Annotated in this window: 22 protein-coding genes; 7 read left to right on the top strand and 15 right to left on the bottom strand. The window is 66.7% G+C overall.

The features are described from left to right. Positions 1-80 precede the first annotated feature (80 nt). Both KUH32_RS12230 and KUH32_RS12225 read right to left on the bottom strand, forming a co-directional pair. A complete protein-coding gene (locus KUH32_RS12230; RefSeq protein WP_217778770.1) occupies positions 81-1,274 on the bottom strand; it encodes a DegT/DnrJ/EryC1/StrS family aminotransferase in 1,194 nt (397 codons plus the stop codon). 52 nt (positions 1,275-1,326) lie between these two features. After that, positions 1,327-1,989, bottom strand: coding sequence for an HAD-IA family hydrolase (locus tag KUH32_RS12225; protein WP_217778768.1), 663 nt, complete (start codon positions 1,987-1,989; stop codon positions 1,327-1,329). 107 nt (positions 1,990-2,096) lie between these two features. On the opposite strand from KUH32_RS12225, the gene glmU reads away from it, so the two are divergent. Genes glmU through KUH32_RS12210 form a run of 3 tightly spaced genes read left to right on the top strand, consistent with a single transcriptional unit; the run spans position 2,097 to position 5,958 of the window. Beyond that, positions 2,097-3,452: a bifunctional UDP-N-acetylglucosamine diphosphorylase/glucosamine-1-phosphate N-acetyltransferase GlmU gene (glmU, locus tag KUH32_RS12220; RefSeq protein ID WP_217778766.1), complete on the top strand. Its 1,356-nt coding sequence runs from the start codon at positions 2,097-2,099 to the stop codon at positions 3,450-3,452. Next, positions 3,452-5,269: a glutamine--fructose-6-phosphate transaminase (isomerizing) gene (gene glmS, locus KUH32_RS12215; protein ID WP_217778764.1), complete on the top strand. Its 1,818-nt coding sequence runs from the start codon at positions 3,452-3,454 to the stop codon at positions 5,267-5,269. The genes glmU and glmS overlap by 1 nt, the downstream gene beginning before the upstream one ends. Beyond that, entirely contained in the window at positions 5,266-5,958 is a 693-nt protein-coding gene (locus KUH32_RS12210; protein WP_217778763.1) for a DNA alkylation repair protein, read from the top strand. The genes glmS and KUH32_RS12210 overlap by 4 nt, the downstream gene beginning before the upstream one ends. Here the strand turns inward: KUH32_RS12210 and KUH32_RS12205 are convergent. After that, positions 5,943-6,452, bottom strand: coding sequence for a hypothetical protein (locus tag KUH32_RS12205; protein ID WP_217778762.1), 510 nt, complete (start codon positions 6,450-6,452; stop codon positions 5,943-5,945). The two genes, KUH32_RS12210 and KUH32_RS12205, sit on opposite strands and share 16 nt — an antisense overlap. Positions 6,453-6,537: 85 nt before the next feature. Here KUH32_RS12205 and moaA point away from each other — a divergent pair, with 85 nt between their 5' ends. Beyond that, a complete protein-coding gene (gene moaA, locus KUH32_RS12200; RefSeq protein ID WP_217778760.1) occupies positions 6,538-7,545 on the top strand; it encodes a GTP 3',8-cyclase MoaA in 1,008 nt (335 codons plus the stop codon). Positions 7,546-7,637: 92 nt separating this feature from the next. Here the strand turns inward: moaA and KUH32_RS12195 are convergent, their stop codons facing one another. Further along, a complete protein-coding gene (locus tag KUH32_RS12195; protein WP_217778758.1) occupies positions 7,638-8,732 on the bottom strand; it encodes an anhydro-N-acetylmuramic acid kinase in 1,095 nt (364 codons plus the stop codon). Positions 8,733-8,795: 63 nt separating this feature from the next. Between KUH32_RS12195 and tyrS the strand changes: the two genes are divergently transcribed. Then, positions 8,796-10,049: a tyrosine--tRNA ligase gene (gene tyrS / locus KUH32_RS12190; RefSeq protein WP_217778756.1), complete on the top strand. Its 1,254-nt coding sequence runs from the start codon at positions 8,796-8,798 to the stop codon at positions 10,047-10,049. Here tyrS and KUH32_RS12185 read toward each other — a convergent pair. Further along, positions 10,046-10,189 (bottom strand): hypothetical protein, encoded by a 144-nt coding sequence (locus KUH32_RS12185; RefSeq protein ID WP_217778755.1) that lies wholly within the window; start codon positions 10,187-10,189, stop codon positions 10,046-10,048. The genes tyrS and KUH32_RS12185 overlap by 4 nt on opposite strands. 45 nt (positions 10,190-10,234) lie before the next feature. Here KUH32_RS12185 and KUH32_RS12180 point away from each other — a divergent pair, with 45 nt between their 5' ends. After that, positions 10,235-11,089 carry a GNAT family N-acetyltransferase gene (locus KUH32_RS12180; protein ID WP_217778753.1) on the top strand — a complete coding sequence of 285 codons (855 nt, stop codon included), beginning with the start codon at positions 10,235-10,237 and terminating at the stop codon, positions 11,087-11,089. Here KUH32_RS12180 and KUH32_RS12175 read toward each other — a convergent pair. From KUH32_RS12175 to KUH32_RS12165, 3 genes are all read right to left on the bottom strand, one after another. Beyond that, positions 11,086-12,054, bottom strand: coding sequence for a DUF3179 domain-containing protein (locus KUH32_RS12175; protein ID WP_217778751.1), 969 nt, complete (start codon positions 12,052-12,054; stop codon positions 11,086-11,088). The two genes, KUH32_RS12180 and KUH32_RS12175, sit on opposite strands and share 4 nt — an antisense overlap. Before the next feature lie 260 nt (positions 12,055-12,314). Then, positions 12,315-12,863 carry a peptidylprolyl isomerase gene (locus tag KUH32_RS12170; protein ID WP_217778749.1) on the bottom strand — a complete coding sequence of 183 codons (549 nt, stop codon included), beginning with the start codon at positions 12,861-12,863 and terminating at the stop codon, positions 12,315-12,317. After that, positions 12,856-13,365 (bottom strand): peptidylprolyl isomerase, encoded by a 510-nt coding sequence (locus tag KUH32_RS12165; RefSeq protein WP_217778747.1) that lies wholly within the window; start codon positions 13,363-13,365, stop codon positions 12,856-12,858. Before KUH32_RS12165 ends, KUH32_RS12170 begins: the two co-directional genes overlap by 8 nt. A gap of 120 nt (positions 13,366-13,485) precedes the next feature. Between KUH32_RS12165 and KUH32_RS12160 the strand changes: the two genes are divergently transcribed. Further along, complete coding sequence (locus KUH32_RS12160) at positions 13,486-14,673, top strand: phosphoglycerate kinase (protein WP_217778745.1); 1,188 nt, start codon at positions 13,486-13,488, stop codon at positions 14,671-14,673. An 86-nt stretch (positions 14,674-14,759) separates the two neighbouring features. Here KUH32_RS12160 and recN read toward each other — a convergent pair whose 3' ends face one another. The 7 genes from recN to KUH32_RS12125 form a co-directional block, all read right to left on the bottom strand. Beyond that, the gene (recN, locus tag KUH32_RS12155; RefSeq protein ID WP_217778743.1) at positions 14,760-16,412 is read right to left on the bottom strand and encodes a DNA repair protein RecN; all 1,653 of its coding nucleotides are present in this window, start codon (positions 16,410-16,412) and stop codon (positions 14,760-14,762) included. Between the two features lie 33 nt (positions 16,413-16,445). Beyond that, complete coding sequence (locus KUH32_RS12150; RefSeq protein ID WP_217778741.1) at positions 16,446-17,300, bottom strand: outer membrane protein assembly factor BamD; 855 nt, start codon at positions 17,298-17,300, stop codon at positions 16,446-16,448. Positions 17,301-17,432: 132 nt separating this feature from the next. Continuing rightward, a complete protein-coding gene (lpxC, locus tag KUH32_RS12145; RefSeq protein WP_217778739.1) occupies positions 17,433-18,353 on the bottom strand; it encodes a UDP-3-O-acyl-N-acetylglucosamine deacetylase in 921 nt (306 codons plus the stop codon). A 231-nt stretch (positions 18,354-18,584) separates the two neighbouring features. Beyond that, a complete protein-coding gene (gene ftsZ / locus KUH32_RS12140; RefSeq protein WP_217778738.1) occupies positions 18,585-20,207 on the bottom strand; it encodes a cell division protein FtsZ in 1,623 nt (540 codons plus the stop codon). Between the two features lie 247 nt (positions 20,208-20,454). Next, positions 20,455-21,786, bottom strand: a complete 1,332-nt coding sequence (gene ftsA / locus KUH32_RS12135) for a cell division protein FtsA (protein WP_217778736.1) — start codon at positions 21,784-21,786, stop codon at positions 20,455-20,457. Further along, on the bottom strand, positions 21,783-22,718 hold the full coding sequence (locus tag KUH32_RS12130; protein ID WP_217778734.1) for a cell division protein FtsQ/DivIB: 936 nt from the start codon (positions 22,716-22,718) through the stop codon (positions 21,783-21,785). The genes ftsA and KUH32_RS12130 overlap by 4 nt, the downstream gene beginning before the upstream one ends. Next, the gene (locus KUH32_RS12125) at positions 22,706-23,644 is read right to left on the bottom strand and encodes a D-alanine--D-alanine ligase (protein ID WP_217778732.1); all 939 of its coding nucleotides are present in this window, start codon (positions 23,642-23,644) and stop codon (positions 22,706-22,708) included. The genes KUH32_RS12130 and KUH32_RS12125 overlap by 13 nt, the downstream gene beginning before the upstream one ends. Positions 23,645-23,748: the final 104 nt, after the last annotated feature.

Raw genomic sequence — 23,748 nt, 5'->3', positions numbered from 1 at the left:
ATTTATTGAACACCCGTTCAGATATACGCCTGCACGTGCCTCGCGTCAATCTGCAAGGCGGCAGGCGGCCGGCCGGGCGCTCAGGCCGACTGGAACACCGCCGAAACCTCGGACCGGACGATCCGGGCAATGAGCGCGCAATCGTCCACGCTGAAGGTCAACGGCAGCCGCATGTCGAGAATGCCCGCCAGGATCCGGTCCGAAGCCGGCATCGGCGCGCTTTCGGCATAGCGCCAACTGTCGTAGCGCGACGTGAACCCCTTGGGCTCGGCGCCACCGAACCATTTCAATTCGACCCCACGCGCCGCGCAGCGCGCCACCACATCGGCGACCCGTTCCGCCGCCCAGTCGAGCAGCAGGAACTGGAAGGACGAACCGACAAAACGCCCACGCGGGTCGCGCTCCACCAGGGTCAGGCCCGGCGTGCCGCGCAGGCCGTCCTCGACCACCGAATATCGCGCGTTCCAGGCGTCCGCCTGGCTGTTCAGCGCGCGCAATTGCGGGCGCAGGATCGCCGCGCGCAGATGGTCCATGCGGCCCGACACGTTCGGCGTGACGTATTTCACCCGCTCGAACACCTCGGGCCCCGGCGCGGCCAAGTGACGTTCGTAAAGCATGTAGGACCCGGACAGCATCACCGCCCGCGCCGCGATCTCTTCGTCATCGGTGACGAGAAAACCGCCCTCGCCCGAGTTGATGTGCTTGTAGGTCTGGGTGGAATAGCAACCCACGGCGCCGTGACGCCCCGATGGCACACCGTTCCAGGTGGCACCCATCGTGTGCGCGCAATCCTCGATGACCGTGATCCCGGCGGCGTCGCAGATCGCCATCAGGCGGTCCATGTCGCACAGATGGCCGCGCATGTGGCTGAGCAGCAGAACCTTGGCCTCGGCAGACTTGGCTTGCAGATCGTCAAGGTCGATGACCAGGTTTTCCGTCACGCCGACAAAGACCGGTCGCGCGCCCACCGAGGCGATGGACCCCGGCACCGGCGCGAGGGTAAAGGCGTTAGTCAGCACCGGATCGCCCGGCCCTACCCCCACCGCCCGCAGCGCGCAGCCCAGGGCGTAGCCGCCCGAGGCCACCGCCAGGCAGTATTTGGCCCCGGTAAAGGCGCCGAATTCCTGCTCGAGCAGCGCCACTTCGCCCGCCTCGCCGGCGGCGGTGTTGTAGCGGTGCAACCGGCCAGTGCGCAAAACCGTCAAGGCCGCCTCGATCGCCTCGTCGGGGATCGGTTCTTGCTGGGTGAAACTGCCTTTGAATATCTCGCTCATGCCCCCTTGATGGCGCGGGTCGGCGCGCCGGTCAATCGCTGGGCGCATCGCCCTAGCCGATCAGCCGGGCCACCTCGTTGCCGAGATCGCCGAAATGGCCGATCACGCCCTCAGGGTCGAGCCCGCGCACCGCGTCGCCATCCGGCCCGAACGTCACCAGGATGCAGGGGCGCGCCGCGGCGCGTGCGGTTTTGCGGTCGGTTTCGGTGTCGCCGACGATCAGCGACGCGTCGCGCCGCCCACCGGCTCCGTCCACCGCCGCCCAGTAGGGCGCGACATCGGGCTTGCGCGTCGGCAACGTGTCGGCCCCCACCAGAGAGGCGAACAACCCGCGCACGCCCAGACGCGCGGTCAGCGTTTCGGCCAGACCCTCGGGCTTGTTGGTGCAGATGCCCACCGCATACCCGGCGCGCCGCAACGCCTCGACCGCGTCGACGGCGCCCGGATACAGACGCGTATGGGTGTCAATCGCTTCGCCATAGGCGCGCAGCAATTCCGGATACCAGCGATCCACCTCATCCTCTGATACCGCGCCCATCCGTCCCAGACCCAGACGCAGCATCGCCCTTCCGCCGCGAAAGGCGGTGGCGGCATCGGTCACAGGATCCAGCCGTTCCGCAACGCCCATCCGGTCAAAGCAGTGATTGGCCGCGGCGATCAGATCGCCGCTGGTATCGGCCAGCGTGCCGTCGAGGTCAAAGATCACACAGCGCATCGCCGCTCCTGTCACAACTCGCAACGCACCGTGAGTGAACGGCGCTTGCCCTGCCCTGCCAGACCGATAAAACGGGCGCAACCGGTAAACAAAAAAGGCATGAGGCCATGAGCATCGCCCTGATCATCCTTGCCGCAGGCAAGGGCACGCGCATGGAATCCGATCTGCCCAAGGTTTTGCACCCGATTGCCCAAGCACCGATGCTTTGGCATGCGATGCGCGCGGGGCAGGTGTTGGAGCCGTCGGCGACGGTCGTGGTCGCCGGTCACGAGGCCGAAGCGGTCAAGGCCGCTGCGCAGGATTTCGATCCCGACGCGCAAGTGGTCATCCAGGCCGAGCAGCTCGGCACCGCCCATGCTGTGGCCAGGGCACGGCCCGCCCTGTCGGATTTCGACGGCGACGCGCTGGTTCTGTATGGCGATACGCCGTTCATCCGGCCCGAAACGCTGCAGGCGATGGCCGAGGCGCGCAGGACGCATGACATCGTCGTTCTGGGATTCGATGCCGCCGATCCGGGGCGCTACGGCCGGCTGGTGATGCAGGACGACACGCTGGAAAGGATCGTCGAATTCAAGGACGCGACGGATGAAGAACGGGCGATAACCTTCTGTAACTCAGGTGTAATCGCTGCAGAAGCAAAGACGCTATTCGATCTGGTCGACGCTGTCGGAAACGAAAATGCCGCGCAGGAATACTATCTGACCGACATCATAGCGATCGCCCGGGACCGCGGCCTGACGGCCACCGCGGTGCGCTGCGACGAAACCGAGACGCTGGGCGTCAATTCGCGCGCGGAACTCGCCGGCGCCGAGGCGGCCTTCCAGGCTCGCGCCCGGTCCGCATTGATGGAAAACGGCGTCACGCTGCAGGCGCCCGACACGGTGTTCCTGGCCTGGGATACGGTGATCGGGCGCGATGCGATGCTTGAGCCCAACATCGTCTTCGGGCCGGGCGTGACCATCGAGACCGGCGCGCGGATCCGCTCCTTTTCCCACATCGAGGGCGCCCATGTCAGCCGCGGTGCGATCGTCGGCCCCTTTGCCCGCCTGCGTCCCGGAGCGGAGCTGGCCGAGGACGTTCACGTCGGCAATTTCTGCGAGATCAAGAACGCCCGTCTGGACGAAGGCGTCAAGGTCAACCACCTGAGCTATGTCGGCGATGCCGAGATCGGCGAGCGCACCAATGTCGGCGCAGGCACCATCACCTGCAATTACGACGGCGTGTTCAAGCATCGCACGGTGATCGGCAAGCGCGCCTTCATCGGCTCGAACACGATGCTGGTGGCGCCGGTGTCGCTGGGCGACGGCGCAATGACAGGCTCGGGGTCGACCATCACCGAGGACGTGCCAGCAGGTGCGCTGGCCCTGTCCCGGGTCAAACAGTCCAACCGGCCGGGCCTGGCCGCGAAAATGTTCGAAATGTTAAAGGCCAAAAAGGCCAAACAAGATAAAGAGGCAAAATAATGTGCGGTATTGTTGGTGTCCTGGGGGACCACGAAGTCGCCCCGATCCTGGTCGAAGCGCTGCGCAGGCTGGAATATCGCGGCTATGACAGCGCCGGGATCGCGACGGTCAACAACGGCCAACTGGACCGCCGCCGCGCCGTCGGCAAGCTGGTCAACCTGTCGGACCTGCTGGTCCACGACCCGCTCCCCGGCAAGTCCGGGATCGGGCATACCCGCTGGGCGACCCATGGTGCGCCGACCACCGGCAACGCCCATCCGCATCGCGCCGGACGGGTCGCCGTGGTGCATAACGGGATCATCGAGAACTACAAGGAACTGCGCGCCGAACTGGCCGGCCACGGCATCCGCCCGGAAACCGAAACCGACACCGAAACCGTCGCCCTGCTGTGTCAGCACCATCTTGACCAGGGCAAGACACCGGTCGACGCCGCCGTGGCGACGATCGACGCGCTCAAGGGCGCATTCGCGCTGGTCTTCCTGTTCGATGGCGAAGCAGATCTTCTGATCGCCGCCCGCAAGGGCAGCCCGCTGGCCATCGGCCATGGCGACGGCGAGATGTATGTCGGCTCCGACGCCATCGCACTGGCGCCCTTGACCAACCGGATCACCTATCTCGAAGAGGGCGACCGCGCCGTGGTGACCCGGGCCGGCGCCGAGATCCGCGACCAGGCCGGCAAGCTGGCCAATCGTGAAATTCGCGAGATCCGTCTGGAAAGCGCCCGTATCGACAAGGGCGGCTACAAGCACTTCATGGCCAAGGAAATCGCGGAACAACCCGGCGTCCTGTCGAACGCCCTGCGCGCCTATCTCAACCGCGACACCATCGCCCTGCCCGTCGAGGGACTGGACTTCAACAAGATCGACCGGCTGGTCATGGTGGCTTGCGGAACCGCCTTTTACGCTTGTCTCACCGCGAAATACTGGTTCGAGAAACTCGCCGGATTGCCCGTCGAGGTCGATATCGCCAGCGAATTCCGCTATCGCGAGCCGCCCATCCCGTCCGGGACGGTCGCGCTGTTCGTCAGTCAGTCGGGCGAAACCGCCGACACGCTGGCCGCTTTGCGCTATTGCCGGGACAAGGCCGACCGGATCATTTCGGTGGTCAACGTGCCCGAAAGCTCCATCGCCCGTGAAAGCGATATCGCTCTGCCGATCCATGCCGGGGTCGAGGTCGGTGTCGCCTCGACCAAGGCCTTTACCTGTCAGCTCAACGTCCTGTTGCTTTTGGCGCTCAAGGCCGCCCACGCGCGCGGCCGGATGGACGATGCCGCACTGGCGGGCATGCTGGATGACCTGCGCGGCATGCCAGGGCTGTTCAACGCGGCGCTGGATCGCGACGGGGTCATCGCACAAGCCGCCCAGAAGATCGCCGAAGCCCGCGACGTGCTGTTCCTGGGCCGCGGCCTGATGTACCCGCTGGCCCTGGAAGGCGCGCTGAAACTCAAGGAAATCAGCTATATCCACGCCGAGGCCTATGCCTCGGGCGAACTCAAGCACGGCCCCATCGCGCTGATCGACAAATCCGTCCCGGTGATCGTCATGGCGCCGCGGGATTCGCTGTTCGAAAAGACCGTGTCGAACATGCAGGAAGTCATGGCCCGCGGCGGCAAGGTCTGCCTGATCACCGATGCGGCGGGTGCGCAGGAGGCCGGCGGCGATGTCTGGCAGGTGATCCGCATGCCCGAGGTGTCGGAAACGCTGGCGCCGCTGCTCTATGCCCTGCCCGCGCAATTGCTGGCCTACCACGCCGCCATCGCCAAGGGCACCGATGTCGATCAGCCGCGCAACCTGGCCAAGTCCGTGACGGTGGAATGACCCCGGAGGCCGCACTGGACGCGTTGCGCGCCCGCGCCGAACCCGGCCGGGCCGAAGGTTCGGCGGCCTATCACAAGGCGCCGCGGGTCTATCTTGGCACGCCGAACCCGGCGATCAACGACCTCACGGCGGCCTGGCGCAAGACGCTGTCGCTCGACGACCGGATCACGCTGGCCGATGCACTGTGGCAGACCGACATCCACGAGGCGCGCATCGCCGCGGCCAAGCTGCTGACCCAGGCGCGCATCCGGCCTGACGACGCGGTCTGGGCGCTGATCCTGTCCTGGGTGCCGGATTTCGACGCCTGGGCGATCGCCGATCACGCCTGTTCCGCAGGCGCGCGGCGATTGCAGGCCGACCCGTCGCGTCTCGACACGGTCGAGACCTGGACCACCAGCCCGCAGATGTGGACCCGCCGCGCCGCTCTGGTCATGACCCTGCCCTGGACAAAGCAGAATTTCCCGTCCGATCAAGACCTTGCGATCCGCGACCGGATCCTGGGCTGGGCGGCGTCCTATGTGCCCGACCGCGACTGGTTTATCCAGAAATCCATCGCCTGGTGGTTGCGGGAACTGTCGAAACACGACGCCGAACGCGTGCGCGCGTTCCTCGACATCCATGGACCGGGGATGAAGGCCTTTGCCCGCAAGGACGCGGCGAAATACCTGCCCGATCAGCCGCCGGCATAGACCTCGAGCGTGGGCAGATCGGTCAGCGGCGCGCCCACCAGCCGCATCGCCGCCAGCGAGATCCGGCTGCCCGCCGTTGCCGGGCCATCGATCGGGATGAGGTCGACCTGCGCCGATTGGCCTGTCGCGGCATAGACGATCCGACCCTTCTGGGTCTTGGTCACCAGCGGCGTCTCCAGCCAGAATCCCGGCCGGGCCACATCACCCAGCGAGGCAACCGTATCGCCCAGGCGGCGTTCGCCGGCCGGCTGCGGAGCCGCGGCGGCCTCGGCCCGTTCGGCGGTTGTGGTGGTGTCGAAATCCTCGGCCGTCCGCGCACCCGTCGGCGGGCGCCTTGCGGCGACTGCCGTGGCATCCGCCGGACGAGCCTGCGGGCGCGTCTGATCCGGCAGGGCCGCGGCATCGGGGGTCGCGGTGGTTGCGGGTCGAAACAGGCCATCGGCACAGCCGGACAGCGCAAGGAACATCAGGACCGGGTAGATGACGGGCTTCATGGCCCGAACCCTAGGTGTTGCCCAAGACCGACGCAAGCGCGGTTGGCCCTTGCGCAAAGCCTTGCCGGGACCTACCCTTTCGGACATGTCCGCTCCACTCATCGACCCGTTCCAGCGCCCGATTTCCTACCTGCGCGTCTCCGTGACGGACCGCTGCGATTTCCGGTGCGTCTATTGCATGTCCGAAGACATGACCTTCCTGCCGAAAAAGGATCTGCTGACGCTCGAGGAACTGGACCGGATGTGTTCGACCTTCATCCGGCTGGGGGTGGAAAAACTGCGCATCACCGGCGGCGAACCCCTTGTGCGCCGCAACATCCTGAGCTTTTTTCACGCCATGAAGCGGCATCTCGACAGCGGCGCGCTGAAGGAACTGACGCTGACCACCAACGGGTCGCAACTGGCGCGTTTCGCCGATGAGCTGGTGACGGCGGGCGTGCGGCGCGTCAACGTGTCGATGGACACGCTGGACGAGGACAAATTCGCCAAAATCACCCGTTGGGGCCGACTGCCGCAGGTGATGGCCGGGATCGAGGCAGCGCAGGCCGCCGGCCTGAAGATCAAGATCAACGCGGTGGCGCTCAAGGGTTTCAACGAAGACGAGCTGTTCACCATGACCGAATGGTGCGCGGCGCGGGACATGGACCTGACCTGGATCGAGGTCATGCCGATGGGCGATATCGGCAACGAGGACCGGCTGGGCCAGTACTGGAAACTGACCGACCTGCGCGCACGGCTGGCCGAACGGTACACCCTGACCGACCTGCCCGACCGCACCGGCGGACCGGCGCGCTATGTCCGGATCGAGGAAACCGGCCAGCGCATCGGCTTCATCACCCCGCTGACGCACAATTTCTGCGAAAGCTGCAACCGCGTGCGGCTGACCTGCACCGGCGAGCTGTTCATGTGCCTGGGCCAGGAAGACAACGCCGACCTGCGCGCGGCCTTGCGGAACCATCCGGACGACGACGGCAAGCTCGAAGAGGCGATCCGCGCCGCCATCGCCCTGAAACCCAAGGGCCATGATTTCGACTATTCGCGGCAAAGCGTCGATGGCCGCGTTTCGCGCCACATGAGCCATACCGGCGGCTGATCGGTGGCCAGGCGAAGGGCCAGCCCCTCGCGCTCCCCGGGATACTTTTCAACCGGAGAAAGACCGGACGCGGGAAAGCCGGTGACGCGCGCTCAGTCCGCCGGCCGGCTGATCTGGCCGCCACTGACGGGCGTCGCGACCCCCGTCGTGCCGGGTGCCGAGGTCGGAAGCCCACGCGCGACGCGCACAGCGAGATAGGCAAAGGCCTGCGCCTCGAGCATGTCGCCGTCGAGTCCCACCGCTTCGACCGGATCGACCGGGCAATCCAGCCCCGCCGCAAGCATCCGCATCATTACCGGGTTCCTGCGCCCGCCGCCGGTGACCAACAGCCGCGCGGGCGGTTCCGGGCAATGCTCCATGCCCAACATCACCGCGGCCGCCGCCATTGCCGTCATCGTGGCCGCGGCATCGGCATCCGACAATTCCCGCACGAGATCGAGCATCAGGGAAAAATCGTCCCGGTCCAGAGACTTGGGTGGCATCTTGCGGAAATAGACATCGTCGAGGAACAGCTCCAGCGCGCCGTCCTCGACCTTGCCCTGCGCTGCCAGCGCGCCGTCCTTGTCGTGACTGAGCCCGCGCCGCTGCGCCACCAGGTCGTTGATCGGCGCGTTGGCCGGGCCGGTGTCGAAAGCCACCAGAGCGCCGTCCGCCTCGGGTGCGGCGGCGCGCGGATCGACCCAGGTCAGGTTGCCGACGCCGCCGAGATTGAGAAAGGCCAGCGGCCGGGTCGCACCGATCCAGAGCGCGCAGGCGAAATGGAAAAACGGCGCCAACGGCGCGCCTTCGCCCCCCAGGGCCACGTCGGCCGAGCGGAAATCCCAGACCACCGGGCGCATCAGGGTATCGGCCAGAGCCGCGCCGTCGCCCAGTTGGTGCGTGCCGCGGCCGCGCGGTTCATGCGCCAACGTCTGGCCATGAAAGCCGATGATCTCGGCCCGGTCGAACGGTGCCAGCGCTTCGGCATGGGCGCGCTGAACGACGTCCGACGCCGCACCCAGATCCTCGCCCGGCCAGCGCCCGAGAGCGGCCTTGAGCGTGGCGCGTTCGGCATCGGAATAGGCGCGATAGCCGGTCGCCCCGAATTCGGAGATCGCCACCCCGTCGGTCAGCACCAGCGCCGCGTCGACCCCGTCCAGCGACGTGCCCGACATCGCGCCCAAGGCCCAGACGGGCCCTTTCGCCAACTTGCCCTTCACCTTTGCCCCGCGTCTTTCTATAGCTTGCGCGGATTATAAAAGAGGCCGGCCATGACCTACCATCCCAAATCGGATTTCATGCGCGTCATGATCGAGCGCGGCTTTCTTGCCGATTGCACCGATTACCAGGGACTGGACGAGGCGCTGACGAAGGGCGTCGTGCCGGGCTATATCGGTTTCGACGCCACTGCCCAGTCACTGCATGTGGGCAGCCTGATCCAGATCATGATGCTGCGCTGGCTGCAGAAGACCGGGCACAAGCCGATCACCCTGATGGGCGGCGGCACGACCAAGGTGGGCGATCCGTCCTTCCGGGCCGAGGAACGCCCGCTGCTGACGCCCGAGGCGATCGACGCCAATATCGCCGGAATCCAGAAGGTCTTTGCCAAGTACATCTCGTATGACGATGCGCCGAACGGTGCGTTGATGCTGAACAACGCCGAATGGCTGGACGGGTTGAACTATCTCGATTTCCTGCGCGATATCGGTCGGCATTTCAGCGTCAACCGGATGCTGTCCTTCGAGTCGGTGAAATCGCGGCTGGATCGCGAACAATCGCTGTCTTTCCTCGAATTCAACTACATGATCCTGCAGGCCTACGATTTCCTCGAACTGAACCGGCGCTACGGCTGTCTGTTGCAGATGGGCGGCTCGGACCAATGGGGCAACATCGTCAACGGCATCGACCTGACGCGCCGCGTGCTGGATCACGAGATCTATGGCCTGACCTCACCGCTGCTGACGACGAGCGACGGCAAGAAGATGGGCAAGTCGGCCGAAGGCGCGGTCTGGCTGAACGCCGAGATGCGCAGCCCCTACGAATTCTGGCAGTTCTGGCGCAACACCACCGATGCCGATGTGGGGCGGTTCCTCAAGCTCTATACCGAACTGCCGGTCGGGGAATGCGAGCGGCTGGGTGCCCTGGACGGGGCCGAGATCAACGAGGCCAAGATCGTGCTGGCCAACGCCGTCACGACCCTGTGCCACGGGGCCGAGGCCGCCATCGCAGCCGAAGCCACGGCGCGCGAGGTTTTCGAAAAGGGCGGCGTGGGCGACGATCTGCCCACGCTGGACCTGGATCGGGCCGAGATCGGCGACGGCATTTCCATCGTGCAACTGATCGTGCGCAGCGGCCTTGCCAAGTCCGGCAAGGAGGCCAAGCGCCTGATCGCCGAGAACGGCGCGCGGCTGGATGACGAACCCCTGACCGATGCCGGGCTGATGCTGGATGCCAGCGCCTTTGCCGCACCGATCAAGCTGAGCGCCGGAAAGAAACGCCACGCGCTTGTCAAGCTCGCCGACTAGAACAGCGTCCGAAGCAGCGCCAGCGCGGCAAAGGGCACGGACAGGATCATCGCCGCCAGCAGGGCCGCGGCGGGAACGGGGCGCGGCGCGGGCCGGATCGCGGCACCGATGCGGACATGTGAGGGATGGTCGGCTTTCATGCCCTTGTTAACCATGCAGAAAGCAAACAGCAGGTTAATGCCGGGATGCAGCCCCTCGCCCCGCCCCTTCAGCAATCGCCGGAATACGCCCGCGCCATCACGGCGCTTGGCGGGGTGGCAGAGTTCGTTCGAACCCGCAGCCTTGCCTGCCTGACGCAATCCCGCGCCTGGCCCGGTCTGGGTCGCGTGTCGCTGATCTCGCGCGGGCCGCTGGGTGACGATGCCGCACGGCACGACTGGCTGTCCGAAAGGCATGGAACGCTGGTCCTGAATGCAGAGGGGTTCGATGCCGGCACGCTCAGGCGGGCCGGTTTCTGGCCACTGCTCAGCCCGGCATCGCTGGCGATCCTGGACCTGGGCGATCGCAACTCCATGCGTCACGCGATGCACCAGAAATGGCGCAACCGGCTGAACCGGGCGCAGAGCCAGCCGCTGACCGTCACCAGACGAGCGCTCGGGCATGACGACTGGCTGCTGCGGGCCGAGACGCAGCAAGCCCGCCGTCGAGGCTATCGCAGCCTGCCGGCGAGGTTTCTGCAAGCCTACGCCGCCGGCAATCCCGGCCGCGCTCTGGTCTGGGAGGCCCGCGATCGCGACGGACCGGTCGCCGCAGCGCTGGTTCTGCGCCACCAGCGCGCCGCGACCTGGCAGATCGGCACCAGCACGGCGCGGGGCAGGTCGATGAGCGCGATGAACCGGGTGCTGTGGCAGGCGATGATCGAACTGGCCGAAGACGGCGCCGGCACGCTCGACCTCGGCCTTGTCTGCACGGAAAACCCCGGATTGGCGCGGTTCAAGCTGGGCACCGGCGCCCGCCTTCACACCCTGTCGGGCACCTGGCTGCATCACCCGGCCTTGGCGCCCGTGGCGCGCCGACTGCCCGCGCGGCTTGCCGCCTAGCGCGCCAGCATCCACTGGCCGTCGGGCCAGAAGGCGTGGAAGGCAAAGGCGAACATCACGTCATGCGCCAGGTCGCGCCCCTGCCCGTCGCGCACCCGCACCGATCCCACATCGCGCCCCGCGGCGATCTCGGCGGTGTCCAGCGCCGAGGCCTGACCGGACCGCCAGCTCAGCGTCACGCCCGCCTCGGTGATCTGCTGTTCGACCGCCAGCCGGTCCATCGGCCAGGCTCTGTCACCCACGCGCACCACCCGCATCAGCGGGGGAATGCCGTGCGGCGGCATCTCGCCGTTATACAGGAACGGCCGCTTGGACTGGTCATAGCCGCGATAGGGATTCTGCCCGTAAAACCGGTTGTAGCGCGGCTGATCCATGACCAGCCCATCGGGATTGCGGTCGCGGAACTCGGCCCAGCTTTCCATCCAGCTCGGCACCAGGTCCAGCACGGTGCCGGTCAGATCGCCCACCACCGCCTCGCCGATGGCCTGCTGCCACCAACTTTCGGTTTCGCGGTCATACATGATCATGTCGGAATTGCGCAATTTGCCCGACACACCGAAACTCAGCGTGCCCAGGTTGATCCGCCGGTCAAAGGTCAGGGCCGAGTTGCACAAGGGGCAGAAGGTCACCGCCACCGGAACGCCGCCCACCGTGTCGTTGACGATCTCGTGCCAGGTCAGATAGCGGATCGGATAGGCCCGCGGCTGTGCCCCGTCGATCTCGACGGTGATGACCGGCTCGGTATCGCCGATGCGGGTCTCGTCGGCGGCCGCGATGAACCCCGGATCGCTCAGCGCCGGAATCCCGTCCTTGGGTGGCCCGCCCGAGATGATCTCGACCCAGCTTTCGATGCTGGTCCGCTCGAAATTGGTCTTGGGCCATTCGTTCTTCCAGAAGCCCGGATCGGCGGCCAAAGGCGCGGCAAGGCTCAGGGCAAAAACGGCGGCAAGGGCGATCAGGCGCATGGGCTCCTCCTTGGTCGATCCCAGCTTGCGCCGAAACCGCGCACCGATCCAGTCACCCACACAGGGACGTGAAGCGTCGGCATGTTCTTCATCTTGCCGATAAACTCCGGGGAGTCGCCGCTTGCGGCGACGGGGCAGAGCGCCCGCCCGGTCAACGCCCGAACCGGATGCGGCTTGGCTGGCTCGCGCAGCCGCCGGCGCCGGAAAACAGCGCGCGGGCCCAAAGGCCCGCGCACGATCGGATCAGGACCAGTCGAGCCTCACTCGGTGACGGTGACGCTGACCATCCGGTCGGGTTGGCCCAGCACCGCGCCGTTCGGCCCCGCGCCGCGCTTGATCGCATCGACCACGTCCATGCCAGCGGTCACGCGACCCACCACGGTGTATTGCCCGTTCAGATGCGGCGCCGGAGCGAACATGATGAAGAACTGGGAATTGGCGCTGTCGGGGCTGGCCGAACGCGCCATGCCCACGACGCCACGGTCGAAGGACTGGTCCGAGAATTCGGCGCGCAGGTTGGGCCGGTCCGACCCGCCGCGCCCGGCCATGCGCATGTCTCCGCCGACCTTGCCGAACTGCACGTCGCCGGTCTGCGCCATGAAACCGTCGATCACCCGGTGGAACACCACGTTGTCATAAGCGCCCTCGGCCGCCAGCGCGGTGATCTGCGCCACGTGACCGGGCGCCACGTTCTCCAGCAGATCGACAGTGATCGTGCCGTTGGCGCCTTCTCCGGCGACCTCGATCGTCAGGCCGCTTGCCAGGGCCGGGCCGGCCATCAACGACAACGCGAAAGCCAGTTTACGCATCGGCGGCCACCTTGACGCTGATCATCTTGTCGGGATTGGCCGGCGGCTCGCCGCGGGTGATCGCGTCCACATGCTCCATCCCCGACACGACGCGGCCGTAAACCGTGTATTGCCCGTTGAGAAAGTGGTTGTCCTTGAAATTGATGAAGAATTGCGAATTGGCCGAATTCGGGTTCTGGCTGCGCGCCGCGCCCAGAGTGCCGCGGTCATGCGGCAGCTTGGAGAACTCCGCCGGCAGGTCCGGCAGGTCCGATCCGCCGGTGCCGGCCATGCGCAGGTTGAAGTTGTCGCCATCGGCATTGCCGTTGGCCACGTCGCCGGTCTGCGCCATGAAACCGTCGATCACGCGGTGGAACACCACCCCGTCATAGGCGCCGGAGCGGGCCAGTTCCTTCATCCGCTCGGCGTGCTTCGGGGCGATGTCGGGCAAAAGCTCGATCGCGACGGTGCCGCCCTTGAGTTCCATCAGGATGGTGTTTTCGGGGTCTTTGTACTCGGCCATGGGGTTCTCCCTAGAATTCGTCGGCCAAGACCTAGCCCGCCCCCGCCCCGTCTACAAGACGCGTTGACGCCCCGGCCCGGACGGGGCAGAGACTTGCACGGGATGATGAAGGAGAAGGCCATGGCCTGGAAAACGCTGGACGACATGGATCTGCAGGGCAAACGCGTGCTGACCCGTGTCGACATCAACGTGCCGGTGGAAAACGGCGTGGTGACCGATGCCACCCGGATCGAACGGATCTGCCCCACCGTGCAGGACATCCTGGATCGCGGCGGCAAGCCGGTGCTGCTGGCGCATTTCGGCCGGCCCAAGGGCGCGCGACGCGACGACATGAGCCTGCAGATGCTGTTGCCGACGATCGAGGACATCCTCGGCGTTCCGGTCGTCTTCGCCGCCGATTGCGTCGGCCCCGCCGCCGCCGCGGTGGTGGATACGCTGCAGGACGGCCAGGTCGCCCTGCTGGAAAACACCCGGTTCCACGCCGGTGAGGAAAAGAACGACCCGGCGCTGGCCGCGCAGATGGCAGAGCTGGGTGATGTCTATTGCAACGACGCGTTTTCCGCCGCGCATCGGGCACATGCCTCGACCGAGGGGATCGCGCGGCTGCTGCCGTCCTGTGCCGGCCGCCTGATGCAGGCCGAGTTGAGCGCACTGGAAAGCGCGCTCGGCACACCCGAGCGCCCGGTCGTCGCGGTGGTCGGTGGCGCCAAGGTGTCGACCAAGCTCGACCTGCTGGGCAACCTGGTCGCCAGGGTCGATACGCTGGTGATCGGTGGCGGCATGGCCAATACCTTCCTCGCCGCGCAGGGCATCGACGTGGGCAAGTCGCTGTGCGAACACGACATGGCCGAAACCGCCCGCACGATCCTGGAAAAGGCAAGAACCGCCGGTTGCGAAATCCTGTTGCCCGAAGACGTGGTCGTGGCGCGCGAATTCGCCGCCGGCGCAGCATCGGAAACCGTGCCGGCCGATGCCTGCCCGGCCGACGCGATGATCCTCGATGCGGGCCCGGCCAGCGTCGAACGGATCCGGGCCGCCATCCACGACGCCAAGACGCTGATCTGGAACGGCCCGCTGGGGGCATTCGAGATCGCACCATTCGATGCCGCGACCAACGCCGCCGCCGCCTATGCGGCCGAACGCAGCACGGCGGGCAAGCTGATCTCGGTCGCCGGCGGCGGCGACACGGTTGCGGCGCTGAACAAGGCCGGCGCGGCGAACGACTTTACCTACATCTCCACCGCCGGCGGCGCGTTCCTGGAATGGATGGAAGGCAAGGAACTGCCCGGCGTCGCCGCGCTTGGATAGGGCGGATCGGGGGCGCTGCCCCCGTCCCGGACCCTGTCCGGGACTCCCCCGGGATATTTTCGAACCAGAGAAGGGCCGGACCGCGCCTAGCCCGCCAGCAGGGCCCGGGCGGCGGCGCGGGCTTCGTCGGTGACCGTATCACCGGACAGCATGCGGGCGATTTCATCTTCGCGCGCCTCTGCCAGAAGCGGAATCACCGTGGACAGCGTCGTGTCCCCGCGCACCGATTTCTCGACTCGCCAGTGATGCCCGCCGCGGGCCGCGACCTGCGGCGAATGGGTGACGACCAGAACCTGCCCGCCCTCGGCCAGCGCGCGCAGGCGGCGGCCCACCGCATCGGCGGTCGCGCCGCCGACACCGCGGTCGATCTCGTCGAAGATCATCGTCACCCCGCCGCCCTGCGCCTGGTTCAGGCAAACCTTGAGCGCCAGCAGGAAGCGGCTGAGCTCGCCCCCCGAGGCGATCTTGTTCAGCGGACCGGACGGCGCGCCGGGATTGGTCGCCACGGCAAAGGTCACCGTATCGCGGCCATCGGGGCCGTCCGGAGCGGTCTCGAACTCGGTGGCGAAGACCGCCCTTTCCATCTTGAGCGGCGCGAGTTCCGCGGCCACCGCCGCATCAAGCCTTTTCGCGGCCGCACGGCGCGCGGCGGTCAAGGCGTCGGCCGCGGCGTCATAGGCCGCGGCGGCCTTGCGGCTTGCCTGTTCCAGCGCGCCGATTTCCACGGCGCCGTGATCCAGCGCATCCAGCCGGGCGCCCAGATCGGACGCGAATTGCGCCAGATCGTCCGGCGCCACCTGGTGTTTGCGCGCCAGCCCACGGATCGCGAACAACCGCTCCTCGGTGTTCTCCAATTCGTGCGGGTCGAAGTCCAGCGCATCGAGGCAATCGGCCACGCCGCGCGCGGCCTCGTCCAGTTCCGCCATCGCGCGGGTCAGCGCGGAAATGGCCGGGTCGAGCCGCCCACCCGCCTTGTCCGAAGCCCCTTCGAGCCAGCGCAGGGCATTGGCCATCGCACCCTCGGCCCCGTCATAGCCAAGCGCGGCCGAGGCCTGCGCGATATCCTCGCGGATGCGTTCGGCGCCCTGCATCATTCGGCGCCTGGCGTCCAGATCGGCCTCTTCCCCCGGTTCGGGTGCCAGCTTGCGCAGCTCGGCGACCGCATGGCGCAGGAACTCTTCCTCGGCCCGGGCGGCGTCGAGCGATAGGCGCGCGGCCTCCAGCGCCTTGTCGGCCGCAGCACGGGCGCGCCACGCGTCGCGCACCGCCTGACGTTCGGCTTCCAACCCGCCATAGGCATCCAGGATCGCCCGGTGACCGCGCGGATCCAGAAGTCCGCGATCATCGTGCTGGCCGTGCAGTTCGACCAGCGTGTCCGACAGCCGCCGCAGCACCTCGCCGCTGGCGCGGCGGTCGTTGACCCAGCCGGTCTTGCGGCCGTCGGCAGAGTTCATGCGGCGCAGGATCAATTCGCGCGAGGCAGGCAGCCCGGCCTCGTCCAGAACGGCCAGCGCGGGGTGGCCTTCGGGCAGGTCGAACACCGCGGTCACCTCGCCCTGTTCGGCACCCTGCCGCACCAGTTCGGCGCGGCCGCGCCAGCCCAGCACGAAGCCGAGCGCATCGAGCAGGATCGACTTGCCCGCCCCGGTTTCCCCCGTCAGCACATTCAGGCCCGGCCGAAAATCCAGCGCGAGCCGATCGATGATCAGGATGTCGTGGATTTCAAGCGCGCGCAGCATGACCTGTCGGACGGGCCCAAGGCCCCGCCCGCCCTACAACCACTCGCCCTTGACCATCTGGCGATAGACCGCGCCCAGCCAGTTGTTGTCGAACACCCGCGGCTCGAGCCCCTGCCCGGTCAACAGCTTGAAGCTGTCCTCGTACCAATCGGTGCTTTGATAGTTGAAGCCCAGCACTGCCCCGGCGGTCTGCGCCTCTTCCGTGAGACCCAGAGAAAGATACGCCTCGACCAGACGATGCAGCGCCTCGGCGGTGTGGGTGGTGGTCTGGAAATCCTCGACCACGACCCGGAAGCGGTTGATTGCGGCGGTGAAGTGATCGCGCTTGAGGTAATAGCGCCCGATCTCCATTTCCTTGCCGGCCAGGTGGTCGAAGGCGAGATCGAATTTCAGGATGGACGACCGAGCGTATTCGCTGTCGGGATAGCGTTCGATCACCGTGCGCAGGGATTGCAGCGCCTGGAAGGTCAGCCCCTGGTCGCGGCCCACAAGTTCGATCTGGTCGTAATAGCTGAGCGCCAGCAGGTATTGCGCATAGGCCGCATCGTCATCGGCCGGGTAGAAATCGATGAACCGCTGCGCGGATGAGCGTGCGTTCTCGTAATCCTTGTCCTGGTGGTAGGCATAGGCCTGCATGATCAGCGCCCGCTTGGCCCAGTCGGAATAGGGATACAACCGTTCGACTTCGCCGAAATAAAACGCTGCGCTTTCCGAGTCGTTGGTCGAAAGCTCGTATTCGCCGCGCTCGAAGATCTGCTCGGCGGTGAAGGATTCGATCGCCTGGCCGCCGGGGCCGACGCCCTGACGCTCGAACACATCGCAACCCGCCAGCAGCAACCCGGCGCAAACCGCCCCGATCCACATGCCGCGCGATCCGACCTTAGCCATGCCCGAATTTCCCTCTTTGCCCGGCGCGCGAAGACGCCGATCTTTGCCCGGTCCTAGCATAGAAAATCGCGGGGCAAAACGCCAAAGCAGATGGATTTCCCGACACCTGTGGCCTTGCGGAACACGTTGCCGTCAGGCGACTGCCGGGATTTCGTGCCGTTCCACGCCGGCACCGGGCAGCGACGCCGCCATCGCGGCATCACAAAGCACGACGCGATAGGCATCGGCGTTGACGAACAGTTCGCGCAGCAGGGCGTTGGTCAGGGCGTGGCCAGCCTTGTGACCGGTGTAGTGCCCCAGGATCGGCGCGCCGGCCAGGGCCAGGTCACCAAGCGCGTCCAGCATCTTGTGGCGCACCGCTTCATCCGCGTGGCGCAGGCCGCCGGGGCTGAGAACCCGATCGCCGTCAACCACCACGGCATTCTCATAGGTGCCGCCAAGCGCCTTGCCCGCGGCCCGCATCGCGTCGACATCGGCGGCACGGCAGAACGTGCGGCTGTCGCACAGTTCGCGCACGAAAGTTCCGTTGGCCAGGCTCAGCGTCTTGTCCTGTACGCCGATCGCGCTGTCGGAAAAATCGATATGAAAGTCCATCGACAAGCCGCGGCCCGGAGCCAGTTGCGCCCAGCCCTTGGCGGTATGCACGGAAACCGGGTTCAGCACTTCTATGGCGCGCACCGGCGCCGCCAATACACGGACGCCACGGGACAGGATACCGCGCACGAACGGTGCGCTGGAACCGTCCAGGATCGGACATTCCGGACCGTCGATCTCGATCATCGCGTTGTGGATGCCGCACCCCGCCAACGCCGCCATCACGTGTTCGATGGTCGACACCGACACGCCTGCCCGGTTGACGATGCGCGTGCAAAGCGGACTGGCCTCGACGGCGTCCCAGAGGGCCGGAACCAGGGTGTCGCCCAGGGCGATATCGGTGCGCTTGAACCAGATGCCGTGTTCTGCCGACGCCGGGCGAATCGTCAGCCGCGCGGGTCGGCCGGAATGCAGGCCGACGCCTTGAAAGCTGATTGCGGAACGGATCGTCGTCTGCACAAAGGACCTCTGGGTTTGCCGACACCTGTTTCGTCAGGCACAGCTTTGAGGGTGAGATAACCGAGCGCCCCAGTCGCCTCAAATCAAGTATTGCAACCATGTGAAACATGGCCTCGGCACGATAGGCGGGGATTTGCCGTCCATCCCAAGAAAGGCGCAGAACACGTTGTTTCAAATAGAAAAACGCCCCCTCTGGAAAAGGGGGCGTTTGTGGCGGATATGCGCGTATTGTCAGTTCGCCTGGCGGCGAAGGAAGGCCGGGATCTCGATCTTTTCGTCTTCGGGATCCGCCTCGACACGCGGCATCGGGGCCGGTTTCTGCGCCTGGACAGGCGGCTGCTGGCGGCGCGGGGTGGCGCCTTCATGGGCATGACCGGTCATCCGTCCGATCAGCGAGTTGATCCCGAAACGCGGCTTGTCGCCTTCGGCGGTGGGCTGCGCCGCGGCCGGTTTGGCTGCCTGTTGCGGCTGTTGCGGACGCGACCGCGCGGCGGCGGCCTGCAGCCGCGCCAGCGTTTCCGGCGACGGCGTGCCCGGAGCGGGCGCGCGGGGCGCGACGAAGGTATCGGGCTCTGCCTCGATCGAGTCGTGACGCGGCTGGAACTCGGCAACCTTCGGCTTGTAGGCCGGGGGCGGCAGACCGTCGTCATCGGCCATGTCCGGCTCGGCCTCGTCCTCGAAGATCGTTTCCATCTGCTCTTCGGCCGCGACGCGTTCGGCGTTCAGGCCCTCGAACAGCGACGGTTCTTCGTCTTCGACCTCGCTGCGGGCTGCGACCGCAGCCGCGGCAGCCGGTTTGGACGCCGGTCTCGCGACATCATCCACGACCTGTTGGGCCAGCGGCTGTGCCAGGCTGCGGCGCGGCAGCGGGGTTTCCAGCGGCACCTCGGTTGCGTCGATGCCCGTGGCGACGACGGAAACGCGCATCGTGCCCGCCATGCCGTCGTCCAGCGTCGACCCGACGATGATATTGGCGTCCGGGTCCACCTCTTCGCGGATGCGGTTCGCGGCTTCGTCCAATTCGAACAGGGTCAGGTCGTGCCCGCCGGTGATGTTGATCAGCACGCCCTTGGCGCCCTTGAGGCTGATTTCGTCCAGCAGCGGGTTGGCGATCGCCTTTTCGGCGGCCTGGATCGCGCGATCCTCGCCCTCTGCCTCGCCGGTGCCCATCATCGCCTTGCCCATCTCGTCCATCACGGCGCGGACATCGGCGAAGTCGAGGTTGATGAGGCCCGGCCGCACCATCAGATCGGTGACACCCTTGACGCCCTGGTACAGCACGTCGTCGGCCATGCTGAACGCCTCGGTGAAGGTCGTCTTTTCATTGGCCAGGCGGAACAGGTTCTGGTTCGGGATGATGATCAGCGTGTCGACGACCTTCTGCAGCGCGTCGACGCCGTCTTCGGCCTGCTTCATCCGCTTGCCGCCCTCGAACTGGAACGGCTTGGTCACAACGCCGACGGTCAGCACACCCAGTTCCCGTGCGGCCTGCGCGATGATCGGCGCCGCCCCGGTGCCGGTTCCGCCGCCCATGCCGGCCGTGATGAAGCACATATGCGCACCGGCCAGGTGATCGACGATCTGCTCGATGCTTTCCTCGGCCGCCGCGGCACCGACACTGGCGCGGGCGCCCGCACCCAGCCCTTCGGTCACCTTGACACCCAGCTGCACGCGGTTCTGCGCGCGGCTTTGCTGCAACGCCTGGGCGTCCGTGTTGGCGACCACGAAGTCGACGCCATCGAGCTGCTTTTCGATCATGTTGTTGACAGCGTTTCCGCCGGCGCCGCCCACGCCGAAGACCGTGATCCGCGGCTTCAGCTCTTCCTGCCCGGGCATCGAAAGGTTCAGTGTCATTGATCTGTCCGCCTGTCCTTTTTTGGGCCGCGTGCACGGCCTTTTCCTGCAAGTAATCCCGGAAATCTTACCGCTTGCGATGCCTTGCGTCACGCGAAAAACACGAAAATGACGCAAAATATGGGCCGGTTTGCGCCGACATACCGGTTATTTCGGGTGATGCGCAAGATATTGCCGATGTCAGGACGAACAGACCTAGAAAGCGGCCCGCGCGGGGCCGCTTTCCAGAGAATCGCCTAGGCCCGCGTCACCAGTTGTCGCGGAACCACTTCACCGCCCGGCGCAGGCTGCGCGCGGGCAACCGATCGACCGGGATCTCGAAATCCCACCACTCGTCCTGCGGGTGCGCCGCGAACAGGCACAGCCCCACCGCGCCGGCGAATCCCGGGCCCGTTGCCGCCTGCGGCAACCCGTGCACCCGCAGCGGGCGGCCCAGGCGCACCTGCTGGCCGAGGATCTTGCTGGCCAAACCGTCCAGCCCGGGGATCTGGCTTGCGCCACCGGTCAGCACGATCTGCTGGCTCGGCAGATGATCGAAGCCGGCCGCGTCCAGCCGCTCGCGCACTTCTTCGAGGATTTCCTCGACGCGCGGACGCATGATGCCGATCAGTTCGGCGCGGCTGACGGTGCGCCGGTCATGTTCCCAATCGCCGGTCTCGCCGCCGATCTCGATCATTTCGCGGTCGTCCATGCCGGTGGCGACGACGCCGCCGTAAAACGTCTTGATCCGTTCCGCCGTTGCGGCGGGCACCTGCAGGCCCATCGAGATGTCCGAGGTGACGTGATCACCACCCATCCGCACCGCATCGGCGTAAATCATGTGTTTCTTGATGAAGATCGACACGCCGGTCGACCCGCCGCCCATGTCGATGCAGGCCGCGCCCAGTTCCTGTTCGTCCTCGACCAGGGCCGAGATGCCGCTGACATAGGCCGACGACGCCAACCCCGCGAGTTCTAGGTCGCAGCGCTTGACGCAATGCACGAGGTTCTGGATCACCTGTGCGTCGACCGTCAGCATGTGCATGTCGCAGGCCAGGTCCTGGCCGATCTGTCCACGCGGATCGGACAGACCCGACCGGTGATCCAAGGCGAAATTCACCGGCTGCGCATGCAGAACCTCGCGGCCGTGACCGAAATCCGGCACGTCGCAGGCCGACAACACGCGCGCGACGTCCTGTTCGTCGACCGTCATGCCGGCCACCTCGACCTTGCCCGCCAACCCGTAGGACCGCGGCCCGGCGCCCGAGAAGCAGGCGATCACGTGATCGACCCGGATACCGGCCATCTTCTGCGCCGCCTGCACCGCGGTGCGGATCGCGCGCTCGGTCTCGCCCATCGCGGTGATCTCGCCGAAGCGCACGCCGCGCGACCGCGTCGTCGCGGCGCCGATCACCCGAAAGCCCGACTGCCCGGCCAGCGATCCGATGCCGTCCTCGAGCGCCCCGTCGGTGCCGTCGAACCGCAGCACCAGGCAGGCGATCTTGGAACTGCCGACGTCCAGGATCGCCACGACGCCCCGCTGCATGGCCGCCCGCCGCATGTTGCGCATCGCGCGTTGGGTCTCATAGAGCTCGATCATTCTTGTTCTTCTCCACCCGCCTCAATCGACTTGATCCGCCAATATTCCTGTACCGCCTGCCCGGTCATGCGCACCGTCGGGCGCTGCGGCAGCCGCAGATCGACCGCCACCACGTCGCGCGCCAGCATGTCCACCGCCTGATCCATCGCGATCGCGCGCTCCAGCGCCGCGACCGCGCCCTGTTCCGGCAAAAGGATGCGTTGCCCGCGGTCCAGAACCACGTCCCACCGCCGCGCGCCGACCCGTTCGAACCCGCGCAGCCGCGGCTCCAGCGGGCCGATCGCGTCGAACAACGCCAGCGCTTCGGGGACGGCCCTGGCGGCGTCTTCGCCCGCCAGCACGGGCAGGTCGGGGAAATCGGCACGGGCCACCGCGGGGCCGACCAGCACACCGGTGCCGTCCAGCAAGGTCAGTCCGGTTTCGCCGCGGAACAGCACCCTCGGGACACGTTCGACGATGTCGACCTGCAGAACGCCGCCCTGCCTGATGCGCAGTGTCGCCGTCTTGACCGGGTCCAGCGCCACCACCCTGTCCTGCATCTCGTCCAGGTCCAGCTCGAAGCTGGAAACGGGAAAATCCACCGGCAGCACCGCGCGTACCATCTCGGCCACATCCGGCGCGGCACCATCGACTGCCATCATCTTGACCTGGAATTCCGGGCGGCTTTCGACCTCGGCGCGGACATCTTCGACCATCGAAAGGAACGCGGCGCGGTTCTGCGGCTGCGCGAACCAAAGCGAGCCCAGCCCGAATGTCAGCGCGCAGGGCAAAAGCACCCGCAGCGAGAACCGGAAGAACGGCGTCAGCATCAGCCGTTCGATCCGGTAGGCCAGCCGCGACGGCGCCGGGTCGGACCGGGTGATCTTGTCGGCTTCGGCCGCCTGCGCGTCGAAACGCGGGCCGATCTTCTGGATGTCGCCTATCTGTCGCATGACGAATCCTCGACCATCCAGCGGCACAGCGCGCCGAAACTCATGCCGGCATGGGCTGCCTGCTCCGGCGACAGCGAAGTCGGCGTCATGCCCGGCTGGGTGTTGGTTTCCAGCAGGATCAGCCCGTCCAGCCCGCGCGCCTCGTCCCAGCGGAAATCGGTGCGGCTCAGCCCGCGACAGCCAAGCGCCGCATGCGCGCGAATGGCGTAGTCCTGGCAGGCGTCGGCGATCTCGGCGGGGATGTCGGCGGGGATCACGTGGCGCGAACCGCCGGGCTTGTATTTCGCGTCGTAATCGTACCAGCCATCGGTCAGGATATCGGTCACGCCAAGCGCCCGCGCCGGTTCTCCGCGCGACGCGCCCATCACCGTCGTGGTCAGCTCGCGCCCGGGCGCGAAGGCCTCGACCATCACGATCTCGGGCATGCTGTCGGCCAGCTTCGGCGGACCGTTGGCCATGTCGTGCACCAGGTAGACCCCGACCGACGAGCCTTCGTTGTAGGGTTTGACCACGTAGGGCGGCGCCATCACGTGACGCGCCATGACCTCGGCCTTGCAGGCCAGCCGGCTTTCGACCACCGGCAGACCGGCCTCGCGGTAGACCTGCTTGGTGCGTTCCTTGTCCATCGCAAGCGCCGAGGCCAGAACACCGGAATGGGTGTAGGGGATGCGCAGCCATTCCAGCAGGCCCTGCACGCAGCCATCTTCGCCCCAGCGGCCATGCAAGGCGTTGAAGACGACATCGGGGGACAGCGCGGCCAGACGCTCGGCCAGATCGCGGCCCGCGTCCAATTCATGCACCTCAAATCCCTCGTCCCGAAGAGCGGCCGCGCATTCGCGCCCCGTACTGAGCGACACCTCGCGCTCAGACGAAGGCCCACCCATCAAAACCGCCACTTTCGGGACTGTCCTGCTCGACATTCCCACAACTGCCTTTTGTCCCGGCGCCGTCCCAAATCCGGTCGGTGCCCTGTTATCGGACGCATCCTGCCTCTGGATGCATGGGGATTTTCCCCTTGTTTTTCAGCGGG

It is taken from the genome of Thalassococcus arenae, from assembly GCF_019104745.1.
Lineage (GTDB): Bacteria > Pseudomonadota > Alphaproteobacteria > Rhodobacterales > Rhodobacteraceae > Thalassococcus_B > Thalassococcus_B arenae.
Note: the sequence above shows the minus strand (reverse complement) of the source record. Positions and strands in the feature narration are given on the sequence as shown.